A 25,701-nucleotide genomic window follows, 5' to 3' on the forward strand; every position below is an offset into this window, starting at 1 on the left:
TACGCTGTGCGGTCACGTGTCGCGCTAGCGCGACGCCGTGATCGATTTCGGTCCACGTCCGACGGCAACGACTCCCGACTGAACTATTTCTCGAATTCCATAGGGGTCCAACATCTTCAGCAACGCATCGAGCTTCGAGCGGGTGCCCGTCGCCTCGACCGTCACAGCTTCGGGTGACACGTCGATCACCTTGGCGCGGAACAGGTTCACGGTCTCGATGACCTCGCTGCGCACACTCGCGTCGGCACGCACCTTGATGAGCACCAACTCTCGCGCCACCGACGTCTCGTCGTCCTGCTCGACGATCTTGATGACGTTGATGAGCTTGTTCAGCTGCTTGGTCACCTGTTCGAGCGGGAACTCGTCGACGGTCACGACGATGGTCATGCGCGAGATCTCGGGAATCTCGGTGCCGCCCACCGCAAGTGACGAGATGTTGAAGCCGCGACGCGAGAACAGAGCGGCGACGCGAGCCAGGACGCCTGGCTTGTCCTCGACGAGGACGCTGAGGGTATGGCTCGTGCTCACTTCTCGATACCTTTCTCGTCGCTGCCGGACGCAGCTTCGCCGTGTGCCTGTTCGCGCGCCATCGCTTCGTGGATGACGGCCGGCTCGGACACCGACGCCTCGTCCTCATCGAACAGCGGACGGATGCCCCGGGCAGCCATGATCTCGTCGTTGCCGGTGCCTGCCGCGACCATCGGCCACACCTGCGCGTCGGCGCCGACGATGAAGTCGATGACGACGGGACGGTCGGTGATGGCGCGAGCCTGGGCGATGACGTCGTCGACGTCTTCTTCACGCTCGCACCGGATTCCGACGCATCCGAGCGCTTCCGCCAACTTGACGAAGTCCGGAATGCGCTGCGTGCCATGGGTTCCGAGGTTGGTGTTGGAGTACCGCTCCTCGTAGAACAACGTCTGCCACTGGCGGACCATACCGAGGTTGCCGTTGTTGATCAGCGCGACCTTGATCGGGATGCCTTCGACGGCACAGGTGGCGAGTTCCTGATTGGTCATCTGGAAGCAACCGTCGCCGTCGATGGCCCACACCTCGGTGTCGGGCATGCCCATCTTGGCGCCCATTGCGGCGGGCACCGCGTAGCCCATCGTGCCGAGGCCACCCGAGTTGAGCCACGTGCGCGGCTTCTCGTAGTCGATGAACTGCGCCGCCCACATCTGATGCTGGCCGACGCCCGCGCAGTACACGGCATCCGGGCCCGCGGCCTTGCCGACCGCGGAGATGACGTACTCCGGAGACAGGCTGCCGTCGCTCGGACGGTCGTAGCTGAGCGGGTAGGTCCCCCGGATGCCGTCGAGGTAGGTCCACCACTCGGCGAGATCCAGCGTCGTGCCAGTGGCCCGGTCCGCACGGATCGCCTCGATGAGTTCGGTGATGACCTCTTTGCAGTCGCCCACGATCGGGACGTCGGCGTAGCGGTTCTTACCGATCTCTGCCGGGTCGATGTCGGCGTGGATGACCTTCGCACCGGGCGCGAACGACGAGAGCTGACCGGTGACACGGTCGTCGAAGCGCGCGCCGAGCGTGATCAGCAGATCGCTCTTCTGCAGCGCCGCGACTGCAGCGACGGTGCCGTGCATGCCGGGCATGCCGCAGTTGAGCTGATGACTGTCGGGGAACGCGCCTCGCGCCATGAGCGTGGTGACGACCGGAATTCCGGTCAGCTCGGCGAGTTCGAGCAACTCGGCCGATGCGTTCGCCTTGATGACACCGCCACCGACGTAGAGCACGGGCTTCTTCGCGTCCGCGATGTATCGGGCGGCCTCACGGACCTGCTTGCCGTGCGGCTTGGTCACCGGACGGTATCCGGGCAGGCGCATCTCCGGCGGCCACGAGAACGTGGTCTGCGCCTGCAGGATGTCCTTCGGGATGTCGACGAGAACGGCACCGGGACGGCCCGACGCGGCGATGTAGAACGCCTCGGCGATGATGCGCGGGATGTCGACGCCGTCGGTGATCAGGAAGTTGTGCTTGGTCACCGGCATCGTGATGCCGGAGATGTCGGCTTCCTGGAAACCGTCGGTGCCGATGAGGCTGCGGGCGACCTGTCCCGTGATCGCGACGATGGGAACCGAATCCATCTGCGCATCGGCGAGCGGCGTGACGAGGTTGGTCGCGCCGGGACCCGACGTCGCCATGCACACTCCGACGCGGCCGGTCGCCTGGGCATAGCCTGTTGCGGCGTGGCCTGCGCCTTGTTCGTGCCGGACGAGGACGTGCCGAACCTTCTTCGAGTCGAAGAGCGGATCGTAGACGGGGAGGACGGCGCCGCCGGGAATGCCGAATACCGTATCGACGTCGAGTTCTTCGAGAGAGCGTACGACGGACTGTGCGCCGGTCACCTTTTCAGGTGCGACCTGACGGCGAGTTCCGTCGACTGTGCCTACCGTCGGCGTCTCATGCGACGACGAGCTGCTGACTGCCCCCGACTTACGTGTCGTGGGCCCTGGGCGTGCGGTTGGTGCGCTCACTGCTGCTTCCTCAGGGTTTTCGGTTTCTGGGCGATCTCTGGGCAAGAAAAAACCCCCGTCAGCCGAGGCTGTACGAGGGTGGCGCGTCGATGCGAGTTGGAATGAACCGGCTCAGGCGACGACGCGCCGGCCGATTACGAGTATCTGATTCCGCTTCACGCGCTCGACGGTAGGCGCGCGCATAGGGAACAGTCAAACTCGTCACGACGCAATCCCATTATGTGAGATCGCGCAGTTGCAATGCGAAGATGAAGGGGTGTCGTCTTCGCAGCAGTCCGAACCACCGGACACATCATCCCACACGCCCGATCCCTCCCCGCAGGTCATCCGCCTACCGCGCCTCGCGCTGGTCGGCGTGGCCTTGCTCTTGTTCGGAGTGTTGTTCCCCGCATTGAGCTGGCCTGCCGCTTTCGGTTGGCTTTTCGCCGTACCCATCGTAGTTGCCGTGTGGGTGATTCGGGTCAGGACTGTCGTGACGATCGACGGAATCGAGATTCGTCGGTTCATCGGTTCCGAGTCCATCTCGTGGGAAGACGTTCGTGGAATTCATTTTCCCGACCGCCGCTGGGCTCGCGCCGTACTGACCGACAAGTCCGAGAAATCACTTCCACTCGTGCGCTTCGACCGGCTCCCGCACTTGGCAGCGGCGAGCGGCGGTCGAATCACGGATCCTTATGCCGCGGCCGCAGCCGATGCAGAGAGAGACGCGCAGAACACCGAGCCGGAAACGACTTCGGGCGACGACGACGGACCGGAAAACGCGAACTCGTAATACGGGAGTAACCTTGCCCGAGCGCTCAATCCGCTGAAACACATTCGCTCCACATATTGAGGAATCGAAGCCATGCCGCCGCTACGGTCACGAGTCACCACTGTCGGACGCAACGCCGCGGGCGCACGCTCGCTCTGGCGCGCCACCGGAATGACGGATTCCGATTTCGGTAAACCCATCGTGGCCATTGCGAACTCCTACACCCAATTCGTCCCGGGTCACGTGCATCTGAAGAATGTCGGCGAGATCGTGGCCGACGCGGTACGTGCTGCCGGAGGTGTACCGCGTGAATTCCACACGATTGCCGTCGACGACGGAATCGCGATGGGCCACGGCGGGATGCTCTATTCCCTCCCGAGCCGCGAAATCATTGCCGACTCGGTCGAATACATGGCCAACGCGCATACCGCCGACGCGCTCGTGTGCATCTCGAACTGCGACAAGATCACGCCTGGAATGCTCAATGCCGCAATGCGCCTGAACATCCCGGCCGTCTTCGTCTCGGGCGGGCCGATGGAGGCAGGCAAGGCCGTCGTCGTCGGCGGTGTCGCGCAGGCACCGACCGACCTCATCACCGCGATCTCGGCGAGCGCCAACGACGCCGTGTCCGAGGAAGGCCTCGACGAGGTCGAGCGCAGCGCATGCCCGACGTGTGGATCGTGCTCGGGCATGTTCACCGCCAACTCGATGAACTGCCTCACCGAGGCACTCGGTCTTGCACTGCCCGGCAACGGATCGACTCTCGCGACCCACAAGGCTCGCTACGCGCTGTTCGAGCGCGCAGGCACCACGATCGTCGAAGCCGCGCTCAAGTACTACCGCGACGAGGACGATTCGGTTCTTCCGCGCAACATCGCCACTCCCGCGGCATTCCGCAATGCGATGGCACTCGACGTCGCCATGGGCGGGTCGACCAACACCGTGCTGCACACCCTCGCTGCAGCGCAGGAAGGTGAGGTCGACTTCGACCTCGAGACCATCGACGCCATCAGCCGCAAGGTCCCGTGCCTGTCGAAGGTGTCGCCGAACTCCGACTACCACATGGAGGACGTGCACCGCGCGGGCGGAATCCCGGCACTGCTCGGTGAACTGCGTCGCGCGAACCTGCTCGAGACCGACGTCTCGACGGTGCACACCAAGAGTTTCGACGACTGGCTCGACACGTGGGACATTCGCTCCGGCACGGCGTCGGACGAGGCTCTCGAGCTGTTCCACGCCGCGCCCGGCGGTGTGCGCACCACCGAGCCGTTCTCGACGGACAACCGGTGGTCCTCGCTCGACACCGACGCTGCAGGCGGGTGCATCCGCGACAAGGAGCATGCCTACACCGTCGAAGGCGGTCTGGTCGTGCTGCGCGGCAACATCGCCCTCGACGGCGCGATCCTGAAGACCGCGGGCATCGACGAGGAACTGTTCTCGTTCCAGGGCCCGGCGCTGGTTGTCGAGTCTCAGGAAGAGGCCGTCTCGGCGATCCTGCAGAAGAAGATTAAGGCAGGCGACGTGCTCGTCGTGCGCTACGAAGGGCCCAAGGGCGGACCCGGTATGCAGGAGATGCTGCACCCGACCGCGTTCCTCAAGGGCGCAGGCCTCGGCAAGGTCTGTGCGCTGATCACCGACGGACGGTTCTCCGGTGGCACGTCGGGGCTCTCGATCGGCCACATCTCCCCCGAGGCAGCTGCAGGCGGCGTCATCGGACTCGTCGAGAACGGCGATCAGGTGCGTATCGATGTCGCCTCGAGGACACTCGAGATCCTCGTCGACGACGACGTCCTCGCCACTCGCCGGGCCAAGATGGATGCGTCGGAGCGTCCGTGGCAGCCGGTCGACCGGCAGCGCACGGTCACCACTGCTCTGCGTGCGTACGCGGCTCTCGCGACGTCGGCCGACAAGGGCGCAGTGCGGTACGTTCCCTAGCCGTCGTGAGTGAAAATGTATAGCCCGCTATACATTTTCACTCACGACGGGCGGGCTACGTCGCGATCGGGTTCGCGCCGTTCAAGAAGATCCACAGGCACACGCCACCGGCGATGCCGAGCACGAGGGCGATGAAGGAACCGAAGCGCGGACGCGTCGCCCATCCTCTGCGTCCGTCGAATGCGATCTTGCCGGGACCCGTCAGGATGATCGCCGCAGCGGCGACGCCCAGCAGAGTTTCGTACTCGACGCCGTTCGGTGCGAAGAACTGCAGGCCCGGCTCGGCGGCCTGCTTGAAGCACCACGCGTTGATGATCACGCCGAGGACCGCAGCACCCGCGAACGGTGTGGCGAGTCCGAGGATCAGCAGCGCACCTCCCGCTGTCTCACCGACAGCGCCCGCGATGGCCAGAATGTTGGCCTGCTGATATCCGGTGTCCTCGAGCAACGTGCGGAAGCCGTCGAGACCCGGGCCGTTCCACAGGCCGGTCAACTTCTGAAGTCCGTGGACCAGGAAGATTCCGCCCACGGCCAGGCGCAACAGCAGCAAGCCCAGATCCAGCGTGCCCCGTTTGGCAGGAATCTGAACGGTCTCGGTGCGGACCACCGGCTCGGGTGCAGGCGCGGCGACAGGAGCGGGCGTCCGGTCGAACACTTCCGTCGGCCTGTCCGAGTACGACTGGGTCGAGCCTGCGTCCGGGGCGATCGGCTCGTCGTACTGCGACGGACGGAACGCAGGAAGCTGCTCGGTCGGGTAAGACGCCTTGCTGTCGCCGAAATCCAGGTCGTCGTCGGTGCGCGGCAGCCGGTCCGAGGTGCCCGACGTCGGGCGCGGAGTGGTCGGCTGAATTTGTTCGGTGGGCTGGTCGTACGGGCTCGACGCAGGCTCGTAGCCTGTGTCGGGCTGGTCGGAGTCACGGGGCTTGTCGGTCACGCCTTCAACAGTAGAACGGTCCGGCACGGTTGCACGGGCATTGCGCCGGGCGCGGCGAAAACGGACCGCCTGGCGAACAACGACGAGGTTTCCGTAACGTTTGCGTACATGAAGTCGCGAAGAGTGGCCGCCTCTGCGTTCCTGGCCGTCGCCGTCACTCTCGGGGCGGGATGCGCGCGCTTCGACGATTCGGCATCGACTCCGTTCAGCCCCGAGCCGTCGTTCGGGGCAGCCGAGATCGACCCGGTCGACCCCGACGCGCCCCCGACATCCACTTCGCCGAATGCAGGCCCGCCGCCCGGGCCATGTGTGGATCCGGATCCGAACGTGATCGCGACGTGCCTCGACACGACCGGCGGTCTCGTCATGCTCCCCGGTGGTGAGACGGCGTTGATCGGCGAACGTCGCACCGGTCGCATCCTCCAGGTCGGAACGGGGCAAAATCAGACGGCCACGGAGGTCGCGCGGCTCGACGTCGACTCGTCGAGCGACGGCGGGCTGCTGGATCTCGCGCTGTCCCCGAGCTACGCCGAGGACGGGCTCGTCTACGCCTACATCACGACCGGCTCGGACAATCGCGTCGTGCGCATCGCGGCGGGAGACACACCGAAAGCAGTCCTGACAGGAATCCCGCGCGGCGCGAGCAGCAACAGGGGCGCGATCGAGTTCTCAGGTCCCAACCAGATGCTGGTACTGACCGGCGACGCCGGAAGTCCGGGCGCTGCAGCCGATCCCACGTCACTCGCCGGGAAGCTTCTGCGCGTCGATTCGTTGACGCCGTCGCCGAACCCGCCCGCACCGACAGTCGCGCTGAGCGGAATCGGAACCGCGGGCGACGTCTGCACAGATCAGACCGGCAGCATCTGGATCACCGACAGGACCGCAGTGGAAGATCGACTGCAGCGCATCGATCAGCTCGGGACGGTCGTCTCGCCGGTGTGGACCTGGCCGGATCGCCCCGGCGTCGCAGGGTGCGCAGCCAGCCCCGGCGCCGTTGCAATCGCGTTGACGACGGGCAAGGCCGTGGCCGTGCTCGCGACCGACGAGAACACCGGCGCCGTCACCGCCGCACCGTCCTTGATCGTGCAGGATCGCTACGGTCAGTTGAACGGCACGGCGATCTCCGGCGACGGCACGATCTGGGCCGGGACCGTCAACAAGAACGGTGACGCCCCCGGCCCCAACGACGATCGTGTCGTCAAGATTCCGGTTCCCGCCGGAGGCGGCGGGTTCGACTAGAGACGGCTAGGCCCGCACCCCTGCTCGCACGTCGGGCGCACCGAGCCGTGCCGCGTCGGCGGTGTCGTCGTCGGGTTGCTGTTGCGAATCGCGTTCCGCGAGAACACGTAGGCGGTAGTGCTCGATTTCTTCGGCAACGTGGGTGTCGGACCACCCGAGTACCGGGGCGACGAGCGCAGCAATCTCCTCGGCTGCTGCGTCGCCTCGGTCGTCGACCTCGATCGAAATGCGGGTGCGACGCGTCAGGATGTCCTCCAGGTGCCGCGCACCCTCGTGACTGGCCGCGTAGTACGCCTCGGCCTTGAGATACTCGGGTGCACTCGACAACGGCTCTCCCAGTTCGGGATTGCGGTCGATCAGGTCGAGAATCTCGGAAGTCAGCGTCCCGTACCGGCCGAGCAGATGTTCGACGCGTGACACACGCATTCCGGCTCGCTCCGCCGTCAAGGATCGCCTGTTGTACGCACCGTTATAGCCCTCGGCGCCGACGAGCGGAATCTGCTCGGTCACGCAGGCAGGAACGGTCCCGCCGAGACCGTGCACCGCGGAATCGACTGCGTCCTTGGCCATGACGCGATACGTGGTGTACTTGCCGCCTGCGATGACGGTGAGCCCACGGACCGGGCTGGACACCGCATGTTCGCGGGACAGCGTGCTGGTCGAATCCGACTCACCGAACAGCAGGGGTCGCAACCCTGCGTACACGCCGACGACGTCGCTGTGATCCAGCGGATCCGCGAGCAACTTGTTGACCTGTTCGAGGATGTAGTCGATGTCGCTCTTGCTCGCGGCGGGATGCGCGAGGTCGAGTTTCCAATCGGTATCGGTGGTGCCGATGATCCACTGACTGCCCCACGGAATGACGAACAGCAGGCTCTTCTCGGTGCGGGTGATGATGCCCGTCGCGCTGTTGATGCGATTGCGCGGAACGACCAGGTGCACTCCCTTGGACGCGCGAACCTGGAATTGCCCACGGCCACCGACCATCTCCTGGATCTCGTCCGTCCAGACGCCCGCCGCGTTGATGACCTGCTTGGCGCGGATGTCGAGCGACTCCCCCGTCTCGAGATCCGTTGCGCTGACGCCGACGACGCGATCACCTTCGCGCAGAAACCCGGTCACCCGAGTGCTGTTGACGACCGACGCTCCGTACGACGCGGCGGTGCGCGCCAGCATCATCGTGTGCCGTGCGTCGTCGACCTGCCCTTCGTAGAAGCGCACCGCCCCTCGAATGGCGGATCGCTTGCCCGACGGGAAGGATTCAAGCGTCTTCTTTCGTCCGAGATGCCTGTGGTGTCCGGGCACACCGCGTCCCGCGCCCATCACGTCGTATACGCCGATACCCAATCCGACGTACGGTCGATCGATTCTTTTCTCGAGCGGATAGATGAACGGCACCGGACGAGCGAGGTGCGGGCACAACGTGTTCAGCACCAGCGACCGTTCCTTCAACGCTTCGAACACGAGCGAGAAATTGAACTGCTCCAGGTAGCGCAATCCACCGTGGAACAGCTTGCTCGACCGGCTCGACGTTCCCGCCGCATAGTCCCGCGCCTCGACCAGTCCGACACGCAGGCCCCGCGTCGCCGCATCGAGCGCCGCGCCTGCCCCGACGACGCCACCGCCGATGACGAGTACGTCCATCTCCTCCGACGCCAACACGCGCAACGACTCCGCGCGGGACGCCGGGCTGAGAGCATGTGCAAGAGAGGTCATTCCGTATCCACCCAATCCAATGTTCGTGTGACGGCTTTCTTCCAGCCGGCGTAGAGCCTGTCGCGGGTCTTCTCGTCCATCGACGGCGTCCACGTCTTGTCCTCGGCCCAGTTGGCCCGAATGTCGTCCTCGCTCTTCCAGAATCCGACGGCGAGTCCCGCGGCATACGCGGCGCCGAGCGCGGTCGTCTCGGCGACGACCGGTCGCACCACGTCGACGTTCAGGATGTCGGATTGGAACTGCATCAGCAGTTCGTTGACCACCATGCCGCCGTCGACCTTCAGCACTTCGAGGTCGACGCCGGAGTCGGCGTTCATCGCCTCGATCACCTCGCGTGTCTGGTAGGCAGTCGCTTCGAGAACCGCGCGAGCCAGATGGCCCTTGTTGACGAACCTCGTCAGGCCGACGATCGCGCCGCGCGCGTCGGCACGCCAGTGCGGGGCGAACAACCCCGAGAACGCGGGGACGAAGTACGCGCCACCACTGTCCTCGACCGATCGAGCGTCCTTCTCGATATCTGCTGCAGTGCCGATCATTCCGAGGTTGTCACGCAGCCACTGTACGAGAGAACCGGTGACCGCGATCGAGCCTTCGAGAGCGTAGACGGTGTCCTGCTCACCGATCTTGTAGCAGACCGTCGTCAGAAGTCCGTTGCGGCTCATGACCTTTTCGGTGCCGGTGTTCAGCAGGACGAAATTGCCGGTGCCGTAGGTGTTCTTGGCCTCGCCCGGCGACAGGCACGCCTGCCCGAACGTCGCGGCCTGCTGATCTCCGAGAATGCCCGCGATCGGAACACCGCGCAGAGCGCCTCGTTCGCGTGCATAGCCGTACACCTCGGACGAGCTCTTGATCTCCGGCAGCATCGACGTCGGAATTCCCATGTCGCGGCAGATGGATTCGTCCCATTCGAGGGTGTCCAGATCCATGAGCAACGTCCGGGACGCGTTGGTCGGGTCCGTGACGTGCAGTCCCCCGTCGACGCCGCCCGTCATGTTCCACAGAACCCAGGAGTCCATCGTGCCGAAGCACAGCTCGCCCGCCTCGGCACGTGCGCGCGCACCGTCGACGTTGTCGAGAATCCACTTCACCTTCGGGCCGGAGAAGTACGTCGCGAGCGGCAGACCCGTCGTCGCGGTGTACCTGTTGGCGTCGCCGTCGCCGAGAGCGGTGACGATCTTGTCCGTTCGGGTGTCCTGCCAGACGATCGCGTTGTAGATCGGTTCGCCTGTCGCGCGGTCCCAGACCAGTGCTGTCTCACGTTGATTGGTGATGCCGACCGAGGCGATGTCGGCTGCGGTCAGGTCGGCGGCGGCCAGTGCACCCGCGGCGACGGTGCGAACGTTGTGCCAGATTTCCTGCGCGTCGTGCTCGACCCATCCCGCCTGCGGGAAGATCTGTTCGTGCTCTTTCTGGTCCACCGCCACGACCGACCCACTTCGGTCGAAGATCATGCACCGGGTCGACGTGGTCCCCTGGTCGATGGCTGCCACATAGCGCGCCGATTCTCTGTCACTCACTCGTGTGCTCCTTCGTGCTCGGTTTTGCCAGTCGATGTCATGCGGCAGCCTTCTCCGGCTCCAGTTCCTCAGGCGCCTCGTCGGGCAGAAAACGCCCGATGAGCTTGTCGTACAAGAACACTCCGATGGGCCCACCGACCAAAGGCCCGACGATCGGCACCCAGAAGTACAACCCGCCGTACTGATCTCGCCACGCTCCGCCGTACCCGGTGATGAACGACGCCAACCTCGGCCCGAAATCGCGCGCCGGGTTGATTGCATAACCAGCGTTGGTGCCCCACGCGAAACCGATTGCGACGACGATCAATCCGATGATGAACGGTGCCATGTTGGCCAGCGGAGGCGTACTGCGAGAATCGGTCACTGCGACGATGAGGAACAACAGGATCGCGGTACCGATGATCTGGTCCAGCAACGCCGACCCGACTCCGACCGGCAGTGTTCCATTTCCGGGGAGAGTCGAGAAGATCGTTTGCGTCGCGGTGGTGTGTTCGGGGTCGATCGCGGTGATCATGTCGTTGTAGTTCCAGCGAACCAACAGCGCAGCAACGAATGCACCCGCAACCTGAGCTGCGACGTAGGGCAACACCTTCTTCCACGGGAGGTCCCGAAACAGCGCGAATGCGAAGGTGACCGCGGGGTTCAGATGCGCGCCGGTCGCGCGTCCGGCGACGTAGATACCGAACATCACGCCGAGCCCCCAGGCCCACGCAATACTGTTGTGGTCACCGAGACTTCCCTCGTCGCCTCCTGAAACGACCTGTGCGACAACGCCCGAACCGAAGAGGATCAGAATCGCGGTACCCGCGAATTCGGCTGCCATCTGCGACGGCAGACTCCACTTCTCGACTGTGCGCGGCATGGTTCTCCTTCGAACAATGTGTGTGATGCGAGCCATAGCGTTGTTCTTTACGCTAACTACCCTGCACGTTTTCGCATAACCGATGCACATATGTGCAGGAATGTTCCGGATGGTGGCGCGTCGGCGTCGTTCATGAGACATGATCGTCGGATGGCGATCGACAATCCCTCCACTGCGGACCCACGAACGGTCGATGCCGTCCACGCTGCGCGCATGTACTACTTCCAGGACATGACCATGGCGGCGATCGGCCGCGAGATGCGGGTGTCGCGCTCGACCGTGTCCCGCCTGATCACGTACGCACGGATGTCGGGACTGGTGGAGATCAAGATCAGTTCGTTGTCCGGCCACGCGTCGGCGCTCGAGAAAGTCTTCGCCGATCGCTACGACGTACGCGCCCACATCGTTCCCGTCGGCGAATCAGTGGGCGATCTCGATCGCCTCGATCGTGTGGCGATGTTCGCCGGAAGGCTACTGACGTCACTGTTCGAGTCGGACATGGTCATGGGCGTCGCCTGGGGCACGACGGTCAGCGCTGTCAGCAGATACCTCGCGCCGAAACGCACGCACAACTCGCACGTCGTTCAGCTCAACGGCGCAGCCAACACGAGAACGACGGGCGTGTCCTACGCCACGGACATCATTCGCACCCTCGCCGACGCGTACGACGCACTGCCACAAGGGTTTCCAGTTCCCGCGTTCTTCGACTACCCGGAGACCCGTCGGCTTCTGTGGAAGGAACGCAGCATCAAGCGCGTCCTCGATCTGCAACGGAAAATGGACATTGCCGTGTTCTCCATCGGCGCACTGGGCGGCGCGATCCCGAGCCACGTCTACAGCGCGGGCTACCTGGAAGAGGACGACCTCGACGCGCTGGCGGCCGACGGTGTCGTGGGCGACATCGCGACCGTCTTCCTCCGGTCCGACGGCAGCTACGACGGCATCGATCTCAACGATCGGTCGAGCGGGCCCAGCCTCGAACTACTCAAAGGCGTCCCGACACGTTTGTGCGTGGTCGCCGGTCAATCGAAACTCGACGCACTGGTCGGTGCGTTGGCGGGAGGACTCGTCACCGACCTGGTCATCGACGACGTGAGCGCGGCGTCGCTCGTCGTTCAGGATCGGTGACGGGTCCTCCCCGAAGAGTCGGTCAGCTGCAGGCCGCGAGAACCAATTCCTTCACACGCGCCGCATCCGCTTGCCCGCGTGTGGCTTTCATGACGGCACCGACGATGGCTCCGGCTGCCTGCACCTTGCCGCTACGAATCTTGTCCGCGACACCGGGGTTCGCCGCGAGTGCCTCGTCGACGGCCGCCTGCAACTTGGTGTCGTCCTTCTCCACGACGAGTCCACGAGCAGCCATGACGTCGGCAGGCTCGCCTTCACCGGCGAGCACGCCGTCGACGATCTGACGCGCACCGTTGTTGTTGACCTTTCCGTCGGAGACCAACGCGACGACGGCAGCGACCTGCGCCGGCGTGATGGCGAGCTCGGTCAGTTCGACCCCTGCAATGTTGGCTTTCTGGGCGAGGTACGACACCCACCACGAACGCGCGGACTGCGCAGGAGCACCCGCGTCGACCGTCGCCGCGACGAGTTCGAGCGCTCCGGAGTTGACGAGGTCACGCATTTCCTCGTCGGACACGCCCCAGTCGGCCTGGATGCGCGCACGACGAAGCCACGGCAGCTCCGGCAGAGTGCCGCGCAGCTCCTCGATCCACGCAGCGTCCGGTGCGACGGGTGCCAGGTCGGGCTCCGGGAAGTAGCGGTAGTCCTCGGCCGTTTCCTTCTTACGCCCCTTGGACGTCGTGCCGTCGGACTCCTGGAAGTGGCGTGTCTCCTGGACGACCTCACCGCCGCTCTCCAGAACGGCTGCCTGCCTGCGCATCTCGTACCGCACCGCGATCTCGACGCTCTTGAGCGAGTTGACGTTCTTCGTTTCGGTGCGGGTGCCGAACTCCGTCGCTGTCTTCTCCATCAGCGAGACGTTCGCGTCGCACCGCAGCGAACCCTGATCCATGCGAACGTCGGAGACGTCGAGGGACTTCAGCAGATCACGCAGAGCGGTGACGTACGCCCGAGCCACCTCGGGAGCGCGCTCGCCGGTACCGGTGATGGGCTTGGTCACGATCTCGACGAGCGGAACACCGGCGCGGTTGTAGTCGAGCAGCGAATGGCTCGCGCCCTCGATGCGACCCGTCGCACCGCCGACGTGCGTCGACTTCCCGGTGTCCTCTTCCATGTGCGCGCGTTCGATCTCGACGCGGAAGGTGCTGCCGTCGTCGAGTACGACGTCGAGGTACCCCTCGGTGGCGATGGGCTCGTCGTACTGCGAGATCTGGTAGTTCTTCGGCTGGTCCGGGTAGAAGTAGTTCTTGCGCGCGAAGCGTCCCCACGGCGTGATCGAGCAGTTCAGAGCGAGCCCGATCCGGATGGCCGACTCGACAGCAGCCGCATTGACCACCGGAAGAGCACCCGGAAGGCTCAAGCACACGGGGCAGACCTGTGTGTTGGGCTCGGCACCGAACGCCGTCGGGCAACCGCAGAACATCTTGGTCGCTGTGCCCAGTTCGACGTGGACCTCCATACCCAGAACAGGGTCGAATTTTTTCAGCACGTCGTCGTAATCGATCAGATCGACCATGGCAGCAGTCATGCACGTCAGTTTATGCGCTGGTAAGAACGCGCGAGTAACCCCCTGCGCTCGCTACGGTTGGACAGTGACGGACGCATCGAAGCAAACGCTGTACATGACCGTGCTCATGACCCCAGACATGGCAAATTTCTCCGGCAATGTGCACGGTGGCACGATCCTGAAGCTTCTCGATCAGGTCGCATACGCATGCGCCAGCCGGTACGCGGGGTCGTACGTGGTGACGCTGTCCGTCGATCGCGTCGTGTTCCGAGAGCCGATCCACGTCGGCGAACTCGTGACGTTCTCCGCGTCGGTCAACTACACCGGGCGCACGTCGATGGAGGTCGGCATCCGCGTCGAAACCGAGAACATTCAGCGCGGCGAGACCCGTCACACGAACAGCTGCTACTTCACGATGGTCGCCGTCGGCGAGGACAGCAAGCCGTTGGAGCTGACCCCGCTGATTCCGTCGAACGCCGTCGGGCGGCAGCGCTTCGAGGCGGCCAGGCGCCGTCGCGATCTCCGTCGCGAGACCGAGCAGCGGGAGGCGGACATTCAGGCAGCTTCGCTGCATGTGCACGAAAATACATAGAGGGCTATGTATTTCCGCACACATGCGCCCATGGTGCCTACCCGAAGAACGCCGCCGCATCGACGTAGCGGCTCTCCGGCACACGCTTGAGCTGCTTGACGGCTTCGGACAGCGACACGAGTCCGATCTCGGCGCCCCGAAGCGACACCATCTTCCCGAAGTCGCCTGCATGCGCGGCGTCGGCGGCGTTCACACCGAACCGGGTGGCCAGCACGCGGTCGTACGGCGTCGGTGTTCCACCGCGCTGCACGTGACCGAGCACGGTCGTCCGCACCTCTTTGTTGATCCGACGCTCGATCTCCTGCCCGAGCTGATGCGCGACGCCGGTGAACCGAACGTGCCCGAACTCGTCGATGCCGCCGTCGAGAAGCGACATCGAGCCTTCCTTCGGCTTCGCACCCTCGGCGACGACGCAGATGAAGTGCGAGTCACCGCGCTGGAATCGCTTGCGCACGAGATCGCACACTTCGTCGACGTCGAACGGCTGCTCGGGAATCAGGGTCATGTGCGATCCCGACGCCAGACCTGCATGCAGCGCAATCCATCCCGCGTGACGACCCATGACCTCGACGAGCATGACGCGCTGGTGCGACTCCGCCGTGCTGTGCAGTCGATCGATGGCGTCGGTGGCAATGGTGAGCGCGGTGTCGAAGCCGAACGTCACGTCGGTGCAGTCGATGTCGTTGTCGATGGTCTTCGGCACGCCGACGACGGGTACGCCCTCCTCGGACAGCCAGTTCGCGGCGGTCAGCGTTCCCTCACCACCGATGGGGATCAGAACGTCGATCCCGTTGTCCTCGAGCGTCTGCTTGATCCGATCGAGCCCGGCGCGCAACACATCCGGATTGGTGCGCGCTGTCCCCAGCATCGTGCCGCCCTTGGTCAGCAGACGATCGTTGCGGTCGTCGTTGCGTAGCTGAATTCGACGGTCCTCGAGCAGGCCACGCCACCCGTCGAGAAATCCGACGACGGTGGACCCGTAGCGCGCATCCGCGGTCCGCACCACGGCCCTGATCACCGCATTGAGCCCCGGGCAGTCGCCGCCACCGGTCAGAACACCGATCCGCATCGATTTCTCGCCTCTCGTCGTCTCCATGGTTCTACCGTAATCTTGCCGCGCCGATCTCCCGACGGCAGCGCGAACACGTATCCGACGCGATCAACTGGGCGTGACGACGCCACTCTCGTACGCGAGCACGACCGCCTGCGCCCGGTCGCGCAGATCGAGCTTGCCGAGTACTTTGCCGACGTGCGTCTTGACGGTCTGCTCGGCGACGAACAGCGCCCCGGCGATCTCGGTGTTCGACATCCCGCGAGCAATGAGTTCGAGCACCTCGCGTTCACGAGGCGTCAGCGCCTTCAGTTTCGACGGTTCGGCGCGCTGAGTACCGCGCCGCGACGTCACGTCGGCGATGAGTCGACGCGTCACCGACGGCGCCAGCAACGCCTCACCCGCGGCGACGACGCGTACGCCTCGGATCAGTTCCTCGGCGGGCGCGTCCTTGAGCATGAATCCGCTCGCGCCGATGGTCAGTGCTTCGTAGACGTAGTCGTCGATGTCGAACGTGGTGAGCATCAGAACCCGAACCGGGTGTGCGCGGGGCGCTCCGAGAATTGCACGGGCGGCGTCGAGTCCGTTCATCTGCGGCATCCGGACGTCCATGAGCACGACGTCGGGTTGCAGTCGCGCGACCTCGGTGACAGCGGTTGCCCCGTTGTCCGCATCCCCGATCACGGAGATGTCGGACTGCGCGGCCAGCAGGGCGCCGAATCCCTGTCGAACCATTGCCTGATCGTCGGCGATGAATACCGTGATTGCCACGGATGACACCCTATGCCGACGTGCGGACGACCGGAACCGCATCGACGGGTAGCCGCGCGACGACTTCGAAACCGCCGTCGGGCGTGACCCGTGTGTCCAACCACCCCGACGCCCCGCGAGCGCGGTCCTTCATTCCCTGCAGTCCGTGGCCGCCTGTCTTCTCGACGGCGACACCACCAGCAGGTGTCGGCCCGTTGACGACCTCGAGGAACACGAGTTCGGGCCCGTAGTCCAGCCGGACTCGGACGGCGCTGTCGGGTGCATGCCGCGCGGCATTCGACAGCGATTCCTGCACGATTCGATACAGCGCGAGTCCCGTACCTGCCGACACCAGCGCCGGCTCCCCCGTCGCGGTCCACGTCACCCGTACCCCCGCACGCTGTGCGCTCACCAGCAACGCGTCGACATCCGATGCTCCGGGCGCAGGCGCTTCGTCGACGACGTGGCCGTCGCTGCGCAGCACGCCGAGCATGCCGCGGATCTCGTTGAGCGCCTCACGCGCGGTGGCTCCGATGGACTCGAATTCCGCTGCTGCGGAGGGTGATACGTCGTCCAGACGATACTGCGCACTCTGTGCCTGCACCACGACGAGCGACATGTGGTGTGCGACGACGTCGTGCAGATCCCGCGCGATCTTGGCCTTCTCCTCCAGAATCGCGCGCCGAGCGCGTTCGAGCTCGCTGACCTCTTCCTGCGCGGCCAGTTGACGACGCGACAGCACGAGCCACCGCACGAGCAGCCCGAACACGACGATCGCCGTCAGACCCACCGCCCACCCGATCCCGTCGTCGCCCGGGGTGAATCCGAGGAACAGCAGAACCGTCGCTCCCCACGCGACTGCGACGATCGGCACCGCGCAGCGCAGACTCACCGCGAGTATCAGAACGAGCATCACAATGATGTGGGTGACCTGCCACGGGTAGTCGTAGCCGGGAACGTTGTCGAACACGACCGGCACGACGAGCGCCGCACCTGCCGAAACCGCCCATCCCAGTGCAGGATTCGCTCTGACGAGCACGAACGGGAAGACCGCAAGCGCGGCGACGATCGGCATGATCGGCGTCGGGACCTGATGCGTCAACTGGAGTGTCGGCCACGCGATCGAATACAGAATCGCCGTGACGAGAACGATGGTGATGTCGATGCGGCGACCCGTACTCAGCCGACGCACCCCGGCGCGTGCCTTCGGAGCGATTCTGATTCCCACCCTGTGAACTCTAGGAACCCGCGCGCCGAAAGTCGTCATACCTCGGAGTGAGATCCGGGGTGTACCTCGGTATCAGGTAGGCGTCGGACCACGCCGAGAGTGGCACCCAGCATCGGCACTTCGGAGCGATGACCAGCAGCTTCCGTCGTTCGTAGCGTCACCGACCATGACAGCGAAAGCGAAATTCGCCACCGTACTCGGCATCTGCGGCGCCATCACCCTTGCCACCCCAGGCGCCCTTCCTACCGCCGACGCCTCGAACACACACGCCCCGGCCGCCACCGTCGCCATCGACGCCCTGGCCACCGACAGCGCCTTCGATCATCTGCCGCCTACATTCGGGGAGATGTTCTACGCGCCGACGGTCGAGAACGGGGTTCTGATCAACCCGGCCGGTGATTGTTCCTCCCCCATCCCGCTCCCCGAGGAATTCGGCACCGCGTGCAAGGCACACGACTTGGGATACGACCTCATCCGATATGCCTCGGCGACAGGCGAATCCATCACTCCGGGCGCACGAGAAATCGTCGACGGTTCGCTGCGTACGGCCATGCACGACGCGTGCCACTCGCGCGACGGGATCGGCTCACGCACCGCGTGCTACGTGATGAGCGACGTCGCATCCACCGCTGTCGACTTCAATTCGTGGCGTCAGGGTTACGGAAACCCGGCGCCCGAACCCGCGCTGCCGTATCTGCTCGCGGGACTCGTCGTGTCCGTCGGCGCAGCCGCGACGTCGATCGCCCTCGCTGTACATGCGCGCCGACGGGCGGGCCGGGCATGACCACGACTCTCGTCACCCACGTCGCGCGTCCCACCAGTGCCTCCCGACGCTCACCGGCTGTACCGCGTGTGACGACGTCGATACTTCTGTCGAGTTCGATCGTGGCGTCGCTACTACCGTCGCTCCTGCCCCGGTCGTCGCTCGTGCAGGCGGTCGTGACGGCGCTCTTCGCTGCTGCGGCACTCCTGCTGTCCGCACTCCTCCACCGGGTCCCGACGCGTATGCGGCCGGCAGCTACACACGTCGTCGCGCGGCGAATCGCGGCGACTGTGGGTGCGGTGGCCGTCGTCGCCGCCGGTATCGCTGCGGCGCGCTGGCAGAACCGCCTGCGCGACGCCATGGACGTGCCCACGACCGGCCCGACGCATTGGATGGAGGTTCTGTGCGGCGCGGTATCGGTGTGCGCGATGCTCGTCGTGATCGGTGTCGGGATCGTGCGCGGGCTTCGGCGGGCCGGGACTCAGCGAACGACGGTGGTGACCCTGGTCCTCGCCATCGCGGCGTATCTGTTCGCGGTTCCGTGGGCCCAGCATGCGTTCGCAGCCCGCTATGCAGTGGCAGACGGCGTCGTCGACACAGCCCTCACGATGCCCGCGAACACGTCGACGATGTCGTGGGACGGCCTCGGCCGTGAGGGCCGAAAGTTCGTCGCCGCCGGAACGGACAGCGCCGCGATTCGCACGTACGCCGGCCTCCGATCCGCCGCCACCGTAGACGAACGAGCACGTCTCGCCGTCGACGAGCTCAACCGCACAGGCGGATTCGACAAGGCGCACATCGTGATTGCGGTCCCGACGGGTTCGGGATGGGTCGACGAGAACGCTGTCCGCGGGATCGAACACCGGTTCGCAGGCGATGTCGCGACCGTTGTCCTGCAGTACTCCGACCAACCCAGTTGGGCGACATTCCTGTTCGCGGAGCAGGACGCCGTCGACGCGACCACAGCGCTGCTCGACGCCGTCCGAGACGAACTCGTTATGTTGCCGGTCGACGCAAGACCCCAGCTGCACGTCTACGGTCAAAGTCTTGGATCGGTCGCCGGCAGTACTGCAGTACAGCGCGATTCGAGTCTGATCTGCAGCACGCTGTGGGCGGGACCCCCGGCGGGCGAGGTGACGGCCGGAGGAGGCGTCGTACTCGCGAACAGTTCCGATCCGGTCATCTGGTGGTCGGGCAGCCTGTTCTTCTCCCGTCCGGATCTCGAGAATGCTCGCATCGACGCGCCTGTCCCCCAGTGGATACCGGCAATCTCGTATCTGCAGACGACCGTGGACATGCTGTCGGCATTGAATGCGCCTGCCGGACACGGACATCGGTACGGCGACGACCAGGGCACTCTTCTGCGAGAATGCTAGAGACCCAATCGTTCTCCGAGCCAACTCATCTCGTCCGCGAGGGCGGGTGCCCACACATCCATCGAATGACCACCGGGCAGTTCCGCATACCGGACATCCATGCCGGCGTCGGCGGCCGCGTCGAACAGTCGTCGAGTCTGAGGACGGAACTCCTCGTCGCTGTCGCCGACCACGAATGCACCTGCCGTGTCAGGGAATCGACCCTCGTGCAGCAACGTGAGTGGCGCGACGGCGTCGAACTGCGCAACGGACTTCTCGCTGTCGTCACCGAACGCTGCGGCGATCGATTCGTCACGCGAGCCCCGACGCGGTTCGTCCTCGCCCGAGATGTCCAGGAAGGTCGGATACACGTCGGGAACGCGGAGCGCGGTCTGCACCGAACACGTTCCGCCGTACGAGTATCCGCCGATGGCCCACTCGTTCGGGTCCATGGAGCCGTGCATGTTCTGCTGAACCCACGACGGCACGTCGACGGCAAGATACGTCGAGACGTTGCCCAGATCGGAGTCGATGCACATCGGGTTGGCGTCGGCGTCACCCAGAGCATCTGCGACGACGACGATCGGCGCGTGGCCGTCGTGCTTCGCTGCATACGCATCCATCGTCTGCGCGAGATGGCCACCCTCGAACCAGTCGATCACGTGCCCGGGCTGACCGGTCAGCAGAACCAGCACCGGCCACTCGGTTTTCGCGTCGGTGCGGTAGAAGGGCGGGGTGTAGATCGACGCAGGACGGGCGTGAAAACCGGACACCGTTCCGGGAATGTCGACGCTCGTGACCGCCCCGACAGGCGGATGTCCCATCGCCGCCGCGAGAGTGGGCACCCGCCAGACCTGCATGTTCATCACTGCGACCACCGCACCGATCACTGTGACCGCAGTGAGAACGCCGAGAAACCACCGACGAAGCAGAATCCAGCCGAGCAGCAGCATCACCGCCAGCACGACAGCGGGGACGATGACCGAATCGATCCTGAGGTGCACGACATCCAGTGCGACGCCGTGCATCAGACCGATCAACGGACTATCGCTTCAGAGCGCCACGCGCAGCCTCGTAGGCCGCGCCGACTCGGTACAGGCGGTCGTCGGCGAACGCGGGTGCCATGATCTGCAGTCCGACGGGGAGTCCGTCCTCGGATGCCAGACCGGACGGAACCGACATCGCGCAGTGACCTGCGAGGTTGGTCGGCAGCGTGCACAGGTCGTTGAGGTACATCGCGATCGGGTCGTCGACCTTGTCCCCCAACGGGAATGCCGTCGTGGGAGTCGTCGGCGAGACCAGCACGTCGACCTGCTCGTAGGCCTTGTCGAAGTCGCGCGCGATCAGCGTGCGCACCTTGAGTGCCTGGCCGTAGTACTCGTCGTAGTAGCCGGCCGACAGCGCGTACGTACCGATCATGATGCGGCGCTTGACTTCTGCACCGAACCCCTCGGCACGAGTGATCGCCATGACCTGCTCGGCGCTGTGCGTTCCGTCGTCACCTGCACGCGAGCCGTAGCGCATGCCGTCGAAGCGCGCCAGGTTCGACGACACCTCCGACGGAAGAATCAGGTAGTACGCAGCGAGCGCGTGCACGAAGTTGGGGCACGAGACCTCGACGACCTCCGCGCCGAGCGACGTCAGTGTGGCGACCGCAGCGTCGAACGACGAGATGACGCCCGATTGGTAACTGTCGGAATGCAATTCCTTGACGACGCCGACGCGCACACCCTTCAGGTCGCCCTTCGCACCGTCACGAGCCGCCGCGACGACGGAAGCCACCCGAGTATCGACCGACGTCGAATCACGCGGATCGTGTCCGGCGATGACCTCGTGCAGCAACGCCGTGTCGAGGACGGTGCGGCCGCACGGACCGCCCTGATCCAACGACGACGCGCACGCGATGAGTCCGTATCGGGACACTGTCCCGTACGTCGGCTTGGTGCCGACGGTGCCCGTCAGCGCGGCGGGCTGACGGATCGAACCACCGGTATCGGTGCCGATGGCCAGCGGCGCCTGGAACGACGCCAACGCGGCCGCGCTACCGCCACCGGATCCGCCAGGAATGCGGGTGGTGTCCCACGGGTTCTTCGTCGGGCCGTATGCGGAGTTCTCCGTGGACGATCCCATCGCGAACTCGTCCATGTTGGTCTTGCCGAGCAGCGGAATACCTGCGTCGCGAAGCTTCGTGGTGACCGTCGCGTCGTACGGCGAGATCCAGCCCTCGAGAATCTTCGATGCACACGTCGTCGGCATGTCCGTCGTCGTGAACACGTCCTTGAGAGCCAACGGCACACCGGCCAGCGCCGACGCGGGAGCCTCACCGGCCGAGAGGGACGCGTCGACCTCCTTCGCGGAGACGAGCGCACCTGCGCCTGCCACGTGCAGGAACGCACCGAACTCGCCGTCGACCTTCTCGATGCGGTCCAGGTGGGCCTGCGTGACCTCGACTGCCGACACCTCGCGGGAATGGATCTTCTCCGCGAGTGCGGACGCGTCGAGTGCGGTCAGGTCGGTCATTCGCTCTCTCCCAGGATCTGCGGCACTGCGAAACGGTCTTCCTCTGCGTTGGGCGCCTCGGCCAGCGCCTGCTCAGGCGTCAGCCCGGGGACGATGACGTCGGGACGTGTCACGTTGGTGATGTCGCTGGGGTTGGCAGTAGGAGGCACGTCGTCGGCAGCGACCTCCGCGACCGTCTTCACGTGGTGAAGGATCGAGTCCAGCTGACCTGCGAACTCGTCCAGTTCGGCTTCGCTCAGCGCCAACCGAGACAGCCTGGCAAGGTGCGCCACCTCGTCGCGGGAGATATCAGGCACCGCGTGGACCCCTTTCAGAGAATGGAAGATTCGCGTCGCACACAGCACACGACACCGTGCGAGTCTAGTGGGGTCGTTCCTACAGGCTCCACTCCCGGTACCGGTGGATACGGCCGCTGCGGTGTCGCCAAGATCACCATCGACTTCGTGCAGGTCGGTCGAACAGCGAACAGAATGCGAAGCAGGCTTGCGGCGCGCACACCGACGTGCGACGCCGGGGGTGCATAGAGTGCTCTGCGGATCGTCCGAGTTTCGAGTGTCACCGAAAGGGAGCGCCATGTCCTACCTGCTCCGCGTCCACCTTCCCGACCGACCAGGCAGCCTCGGTTCTCTCGCCGTCGCACTCGGTTCGGTGGGAGCGGACATCCTGTCGCTCGACGTCATCGAACGTGGTGACGGTTACGCGGTCGACGATCTGGTCGTGGACGTCGCACCCGGCTCGCTTCCGGACACGTTGATCACCGCCGCGGAGAACCTGGACGACGTGCGGGTCGATTCGATCAGGCCGTACACGGGCGTACTGGACACTCATCGCGAGCTCGAACTGATCGACAGCGTCGCAGCTGCCAACGACGATCGCCTTCAGGTCCTCGTCGACGGCGCACCCCGAGTCCTGCGGGTCGGCTGGAGCGTCGTCGTGGCCACGGGCGACCGGGGCTCGTTCCGCGTCGTCGGAAGCTCCGGCGCGCCCGAGACCCACGCGACCGACATGCCGTGGATGCCGCTGCGCCATCCGGCTGCGCTCGACGGTGACGCCGAATGGGTGCCGCAGGTCTGGCGTGACATGGACACGAAGATCGCGGCTGCACCGCTGGGCTCGACGGGGACGGTCTTGATGCTCGGCCGTCCAGGTGGCCCGGACTTCCGCCCGTCGGAGGTGGCGCGACTCGGCTACCTCGCCGGAATCGTCGCCACCGTCCTCGGCTGAGCAGCTAGTCGCCGTCCGGTTCGGCCACGCGAACCGCGTCGGGTCCCTCGGTCAGGAGCAGCGTGAATCCAGCCTCGTCCAGCACCGGAACCCCGAGTTCGACGGCTTTGTCGTGCTTGCTTCCCGGCGATTCCCCGACGACGACGAATGCTGTTTTCTTCGAGACGGATCCAGCCGCTTTGCCGCCGCGCGCAAGGATCGCCTCCCTGGCCTGATCGCGTGAGTAACTCTCGAGCGACCCGGTGACGACGATCGACAGCCCCTCGAGGTTTCGGACGATCGAGGAGTCCCTCTCGTCCTCCATGCGCACGCCCGCGTCGCGCCACTTGTCGACGATGGCCCGGTGCCACGGCACGCCGAACCACTCGGACACTGCTTTCGCGATGGTGCCGCCGACTCCGTCGACCGCGGCGAGTTCCTCCTCCGACGCGCTCTCGATGCGGTCGAGACTGCCGAACTCGTTCGCAAGCGCACGCCCAGCAGACGGTCCGACATGGCGGATCGACAGGCTGACGAGCACGCGCCACAGCGGCCTGTCCTTCGCCTTGTGCAGATTGTCGAGCAGGCGTCGACCGTTCGCCGACAGCGCGCCTGCCTTCGTGGCGTAGATCGATGTCTTCAGTAGGTCTTCTTCTGTGAGCGAGAAGATGTCGCCCTCGTCCTGGACGACCTCGGCTTTGAGCAGGTCCGTCGCTGCCTCGTAGCCGAGGCCTTCGATGTCGAATCGGCCGCGTTCGGCGACGAAGAACAGGCGTTCACGACGCTGCCCCGGGCAGAATTCGGAGTTGGGGCACCGCAGGTCCGCGTCGCCCTCCTTCGCAGGTGCCAGCGGAGTCCCGCACTCGGGGCAGTTCTCGGGCATGACGAACTCGGTCTCGTCTCCGGTGCGTGCATCGACTACGGGACCGAGGACCTCGGGAATCACTTCCCCGGCCTTGCGGATGGTCACGGTATCTCCGATCAGCACACCCTTGCGCTTGACCTCGGATCCGTTGTGCAGAGTCGCCAGCGACACCGTCGAGCCGGCCACGAGTACCGGTTCCATGTACGCGAACGGCGTGACGCGTCCCGTCCTGCCCACGTTGACTCTGATGTCGAGGAGCTTGGTGGTGACCTCCTCGGGCGGATACTTGTATGCGATTGCCCAGCGCGGCGCACGCGACGTGGTACCGAGCCTGCGGTGCAACGACATTTCGTCGACCTTGACGACAAGGCCGTCGATCTCGTGTTCGACGTCGTGACGGTGATCGTCCCAGTACGCCACCTTGTCGACGACGGCATCGATGCCCTCGACCCGCGTGGTGTGGCTCGACACGGGTAGTCCCCACGCCTGCAACGCCTCGTATGCATGCAGCTGCGAGACGGGCGCGAAACCCTCCATACGACCGAATCCGTGGCAGATCATGCCGAGACGCCTGCGCGCGGTGACGGCAGGATTCTTCTGGCGTAGCGAACCGGCAGCCGAGTTGCGTGGGTTGGCGAAGGGCGCCTTGCCTTCCTCGACCAACGACGCGTTGAGTGCTTGGAAATCCTCCAGCCGGAAGAACACCTCGCCGCGGACCTCGAGCAGGCTGGGAACGGGATGATCGGGACTCGCGGTCAACGTCTCCGGAATGTCGTCGATGGTGCGCGCATTGAGCGTGACGTCCTCTCCGGTACGACCGTCACCGCGCGTGGCCGCGCGGGCGAGCTTGCCGTTCTCGTACACCAGGTTGAGGGCCACGCCGTCGATCTTGACCTCGCACAGGTAGTGAAGGCCTGGGCCTGTCTCCGATTCGACGCGCTTGGCCCATGCCCGCAACTCGTCGTAGTCGAAAACGTTGTCCAGACTCAACATTCGCTCGAGATGATCCACCGCGGTGAACTCGGTGGCGAAGCCGCCGCCGACCAGCTGGGTCGGCGAATCGGCGCTACGCAGTTCCGGGTGGGCGTTCTCGAGGTCGGTCAGTTCCCGCAGTAGCGAATCGAATTCGCCGTCGGAGATGATCGGTGAATCGCGGACGTAGTAGCGGAACTGATGGCCGCGCACTTCCTCGGCGAGCTTCTGCCACTTCTCGCGGTCCTCGCTCGACGCGGGCGTACCCGCTGGGGTCTCGGTCGAAGCAGGTACGGCAGTCGATTCGTCCACCCAGGAAGG

The 25,701-nt window shown here is 65.2% G+C and carries 22 protein-coding genes; 8 read left to right on the top strand and 14 right to left on the bottom strand.

Annotated elements, in window-relative coordinates; translation table 11 throughout:
• Positions 1 to 24 precede the first annotated feature (24 nt).
• Positions 25 to 528 (bottom strand): acetolactate synthase small subunit, encoded by a 504-nt coding sequence (ilvN, locus tag CHB96_RS02625; RefSeq protein WP_089242954.1) that lies wholly within the window; start codon positions 526 to 528, stop codon positions 25 to 27.
• Positions 525 to 2,492 (bottom strand): acetolactate synthase large subunit, encoded by a 1,968-nt coding sequence (locus CHB96_RS02630; RefSeq protein WP_089242955.1) that lies wholly within the window; start codon positions 2,490 to 2,492, stop codon positions 525 to 527. The genes ilvN and CHB96_RS02630 overlap by 4 nt, the downstream gene beginning before the upstream one ends.
• Before the next feature lie 256 nt (positions 2,493 to 2,748).
• Between CHB96_RS02630 and CHB96_RS02635 the strand changes: the two genes are divergently transcribed.
• The gene (locus CHB96_RS02635) at positions 2,749 to 3,264 is read left to right on the top strand and encodes a PH domain-containing protein (protein WP_217899911.1); all 516 of its coding nucleotides are present in this window, start codon (positions 2,749 to 2,751) and stop codon (positions 3,262 to 3,264) included.
• A 72-nt stretch (positions 3,265 to 3,336) separates the two neighbouring features.
• The gene (ilvD, locus tag CHB96_RS02640; protein WP_089242956.1) at positions 3,337 to 5,178 is read left to right on the top strand and encodes a dihydroxy-acid dehydratase; all 1,842 of its coding nucleotides are present in this window, start codon (positions 3,337 to 3,339) and stop codon (positions 5,176 to 5,178) included.
• Between the two features lie 55 nt (positions 5,179 to 5,233).
• Here the strand turns inward: ilvD and CHB96_RS02645 are convergent, their stop codons facing one another.
• Positions 5,234 to 6,112, bottom strand: a complete 879-nt coding sequence (locus tag CHB96_RS02645; protein ID WP_089242957.1) for a DoxX family protein — start codon at positions 6,110 to 6,112, stop codon at positions 5,234 to 5,236.
• A gap of 108 nt (positions 6,113 to 6,220) precedes the next feature.
• Here CHB96_RS02645 and CHB96_RS02650 point away from each other — a divergent pair, with 108 nt between their 5' ends.
• Entirely contained in the window at positions 6,221 to 7,351 is a 1,131-nt protein-coding gene (locus CHB96_RS02650) for a PQQ-dependent sugar dehydrogenase (RefSeq protein ID WP_089242958.1), read from the top strand.
• 6 nt (positions 7,352 to 7,357) lie between these two features.
• Here CHB96_RS02650 and CHB96_RS02655 read toward each other — a convergent pair whose 3' ends face one another.
• The 3 genes from CHB96_RS02655 to CHB96_RS02665 are packed head-to-tail and all read right to left on the bottom strand — an operon-like array spanning position 7,358 to position 11,446.
• Complete coding sequence (locus CHB96_RS02655; RefSeq protein ID WP_089242959.1) at positions 7,358 to 9,067, bottom strand: glycerol-3-phosphate dehydrogenase/oxidase; 1,710 nt, start codon at positions 9,065 to 9,067, stop codon at positions 7,358 to 7,360.
• Positions 9,064 to 10,584 carry a glycerol kinase GlpK gene (gene glpK, locus CHB96_RS02660; protein ID WP_089242960.1) on the bottom strand — a complete coding sequence of 507 codons (1,521 nt, stop codon included), beginning with the start codon at positions 10,582 to 10,584 and terminating at the stop codon, positions 9,064 to 9,066. Before glpK ends, CHB96_RS02655 begins: the two co-directional genes overlap by 4 nt.
• A 37-nt stretch (positions 10,585 to 10,621) precedes the next feature.
• Positions 10,622 to 11,446 (bottom strand): MIP/aquaporin family protein, encoded by an 825-nt coding sequence (locus CHB96_RS02665; RefSeq protein ID WP_089242961.1) that lies wholly within the window; start codon positions 11,444 to 11,446, stop codon positions 10,622 to 10,624.
• 150 nt (positions 11,447 to 11,596) lie between these two features.
• On the opposite strand from CHB96_RS02665, the gene CHB96_RS02670 reads away from it, so the two are divergent.
• Complete coding sequence (locus CHB96_RS02670) at positions 11,597 to 12,574, top strand: sugar-binding transcriptional regulator (RefSeq protein ID WP_089242962.1); 978 nt, start codon at positions 11,597 to 11,599, stop codon at positions 12,572 to 12,574.
• Positions 12,575 to 12,596: 22 nt separating this feature from the next.
• Here the strand turns inward: CHB96_RS02670 and gatB are convergent, their stop codons facing one another.
• Positions 12,597 to 14,102, bottom strand: coding sequence for an Asp-tRNA(Asn)/Glu-tRNA(Gln) amidotransferase subunit GatB (gatB, locus tag CHB96_RS02675; RefSeq protein ID WP_089242963.1), 1,506 nt, complete (start codon positions 14,100 to 14,102; stop codon positions 12,597 to 12,599).
• A 94-nt stretch (positions 14,103 to 14,196) separates the two neighbouring features.
• Here gatB and CHB96_RS02680 point away from each other — a divergent pair, with 94 nt between their 5' ends.
• The gene (locus tag CHB96_RS02680; protein WP_176444115.1) at positions 14,197 to 14,673 is read left to right on the top strand and encodes an acyl-CoA thioesterase; all 477 of its coding nucleotides are present in this window, start codon (positions 14,197 to 14,199) and stop codon (positions 14,671 to 14,673) included.
• A gap of 37 nt (positions 14,674 to 14,710) precedes the next feature.
• On the opposite strand, the gene CHB96_RS02685 is transcribed toward CHB96_RS02680, so the two are convergent.
• From CHB96_RS02685 to CHB96_RS02695, 3 genes are all read right to left on the bottom strand, one after another.
• Positions 14,711 to 15,742, bottom strand: coding sequence for an ATP-dependent 6-phosphofructokinase (locus CHB96_RS02685; RefSeq protein ID WP_089243096.1), 1,032 nt, complete (start codon positions 15,740 to 15,742; stop codon positions 14,711 to 14,713).
• Positions 15,743 to 15,832: 90 nt separating this feature from the next.
• Complete coding sequence (locus CHB96_RS02690; RefSeq protein ID WP_089243097.1) at positions 15,833 to 16,495, bottom strand: response regulator; 663 nt, start codon at positions 16,493 to 16,495, stop codon at positions 15,833 to 15,835.
• Positions 16,496 to 16,505: 10 nt separating this feature from the next.
• Positions 16,506 to 17,741: a sensor histidine kinase gene (locus CHB96_RS02695; RefSeq protein ID WP_089242965.1), complete on the bottom strand. Its 1,236-nt coding sequence runs from the start codon at positions 17,739 to 17,741 to the stop codon at positions 16,506 to 16,508.
• Positions 17,742 to 17,868: 127 nt separating this feature from the next.
• Here CHB96_RS02695 and CHB96_RS02700 point away from each other — a divergent pair, with 127 nt between their 5' ends.
• Positions 17,869 to 18,486 (top strand): hypothetical protein, encoded by a 618-nt coding sequence (locus CHB96_RS02700; RefSeq protein ID WP_089242966.1) that lies wholly within the window; start codon positions 17,869 to 17,871, stop codon positions 18,484 to 18,486.
• Entirely contained in the window at positions 18,483 to 19,841 is a 1,359-nt protein-coding gene (locus tag CHB96_RS02705; RefSeq protein ID WP_089242967.1) for an alpha/beta-hydrolase family protein, read from the top strand. Before CHB96_RS02700 ends, CHB96_RS02705 begins: the two co-directional genes overlap by 4 nt.
• Here CHB96_RS02705 and CHB96_RS02710 read toward each other — a convergent pair.
• From CHB96_RS02710 to gatC, 3 genes are read right to left on the bottom strand one after another with little or no spacing between them, the layout of a single operon-like run.
• Positions 19,838 to 20,860, bottom strand: coding sequence for an alpha/beta hydrolase-fold protein (locus tag CHB96_RS02710; RefSeq protein ID WP_245865141.1), 1,023 nt, complete (start codon positions 20,858 to 20,860; stop codon positions 19,838 to 19,840). The genes CHB96_RS02705 and CHB96_RS02710 overlap by 4 nt on opposite strands.
• A 4-nt stretch (positions 20,861 to 20,864) precedes the next feature.
• On the bottom strand, positions 20,865 to 22,340 hold the full coding sequence (gatA, locus tag CHB96_RS02715) for an Asp-tRNA(Asn)/Glu-tRNA(Gln) amidotransferase subunit GatA (protein WP_089242968.1): 1,476 nt from the start codon (positions 22,338 to 22,340) through the stop codon (positions 20,865 to 20,867).
• Positions 22,337 to 22,636, bottom strand: coding sequence for an Asp-tRNA(Asn)/Glu-tRNA(Gln) amidotransferase subunit GatC (gene gatC, locus CHB96_RS02720; RefSeq protein ID WP_089243099.1), 300 nt, complete (start codon positions 22,634 to 22,636; stop codon positions 22,337 to 22,339). Before gatC ends, gatA begins: the two co-directional genes overlap by 4 nt.
• 277 nt (positions 22,637 to 22,913) lie before the next feature.
• Here gatC and CHB96_RS02725 point away from each other — a divergent pair, with 277 nt between their 5' ends.
• Positions 22,914 to 23,564: an ACT domain-containing protein gene (locus CHB96_RS02725; RefSeq protein ID WP_089242969.1), complete on the top strand. Its 651-nt coding sequence runs from the start codon at positions 22,914 to 22,916 to the stop codon at positions 23,562 to 23,564.
• A 4-nt stretch (positions 23,565 to 23,568) separates the two neighbouring features.
• On the opposite strand, the gene ligA is transcribed toward CHB96_RS02725, so the two are convergent.
• On the bottom strand, positions 23,569 to 25,692 hold the full coding sequence (gene ligA / locus CHB96_RS02730) for an NAD-dependent DNA ligase LigA (RefSeq protein WP_089242970.1): 2,124 nt from the start codon (positions 25,690 to 25,692) through the stop codon (positions 23,569 to 23,571).
• Between the last annotated feature and the right edge of the window lie 9 nt (positions 25,693 to 25,701).

This window comes from Rhodococcoides kyotonense, from assembly GCF_900188125.1.
Classification (GTDB): domain Bacteria; phylum Actinomycetota; class Actinomycetes; order Mycobacteriales; family Mycobacteriaceae; genus Rhodococcoides; species Rhodococcoides kyotonense.

What these genes read in the sequence shown, in the direction of transcription:
- ilvD (WP_089242956.1), top strand. Translation starts at nt 3,337, where the DNA reads ATGCCGCCGCTACGGTCACGAGTCACCACTGTCGGACGCAACGCCGCG.
- CHB96_RS02650 (WP_089242958.1), top strand. Translation starts at nt 6,221, where the DNA reads ATGAAGTCGCGAAGAGTGGCCGCCTCTGCGTTCCTGGCCGTCGCCGTC.
- CHB96_RS02655 (WP_089242959.1), bottom strand. Translation starts at nt 9,067, where the DNA reads ATGACCTCTCTTGCACATGCTCTCAGCCCGGCGTCCCGCGCGGAGTCG.
- CHB96_RS02665 (WP_089242961.1), bottom strand. Translation starts at nt 11,446, where the DNA reads ATGCCGCGCACAGTCGAGAAGTGGAGTCTGCCGTCGCAGATGGCAGCC.
- CHB96_RS02670 (WP_089242962.1), top strand. Translation starts at nt 11,597, where the DNA reads ATGGCGATCGACAATCCCTCCACTGCGGACCCACGAACGGTCGATGCC.
- gatB (WP_089242963.1), bottom strand. Translation starts at nt 14,102, where the DNA reads ATGACTGCTGCCATGGTCGATCTGATCGATTACGACGACGTGCTGAAA.
- CHB96_RS02680 (WP_176444115.1), top strand. Translation starts at nt 14,197, where the DNA reads ATGACCGTGCTCATGACCCCAGACATGGCAAATTTCTCCGGCAATGTG.
- CHB96_RS02685 (WP_089243096.1), bottom strand. Translation starts at nt 15,742, where the DNA reads ATGCGGATCGGTGTTCTGACCGGTGGCGGCGACTGCCCGGGGCTCAAT.
- CHB96_RS02695 (WP_089242965.1), bottom strand. Translation starts at nt 17,741, where the DNA reads ATGACGACTTTCGGCGCGCGGGTTCCTAGAGTTCACAGGGTGGGAATC.
- CHB96_RS02700 (WP_089242966.1), top strand. Translation starts at nt 17,869, where the DNA reads ATGACAGCGAAAGCGAAATTCGCCACCGTACTCGGCATCTGCGGCGCC.
- CHB96_RS02705 (WP_089242967.1), top strand. Translation starts at nt 18,483, where the DNA reads ATGACCACGACTCTCGTCACCCACGTCGCGCGTCCCACCAGTGCCTCC.
- gatA (WP_089242968.1), bottom strand. Translation starts at nt 22,340, where the DNA reads ATGACCGACCTGACCGCACTCGACGCGTCCGCACTCGCGGAGAAGATC.
- CHB96_RS02725 (WP_089242969.1), top strand. Translation starts at nt 22,914, where the DNA reads ATGTCCTACCTGCTCCGCGTCCACCTTCCCGACCGACCAGGCAGCCTC.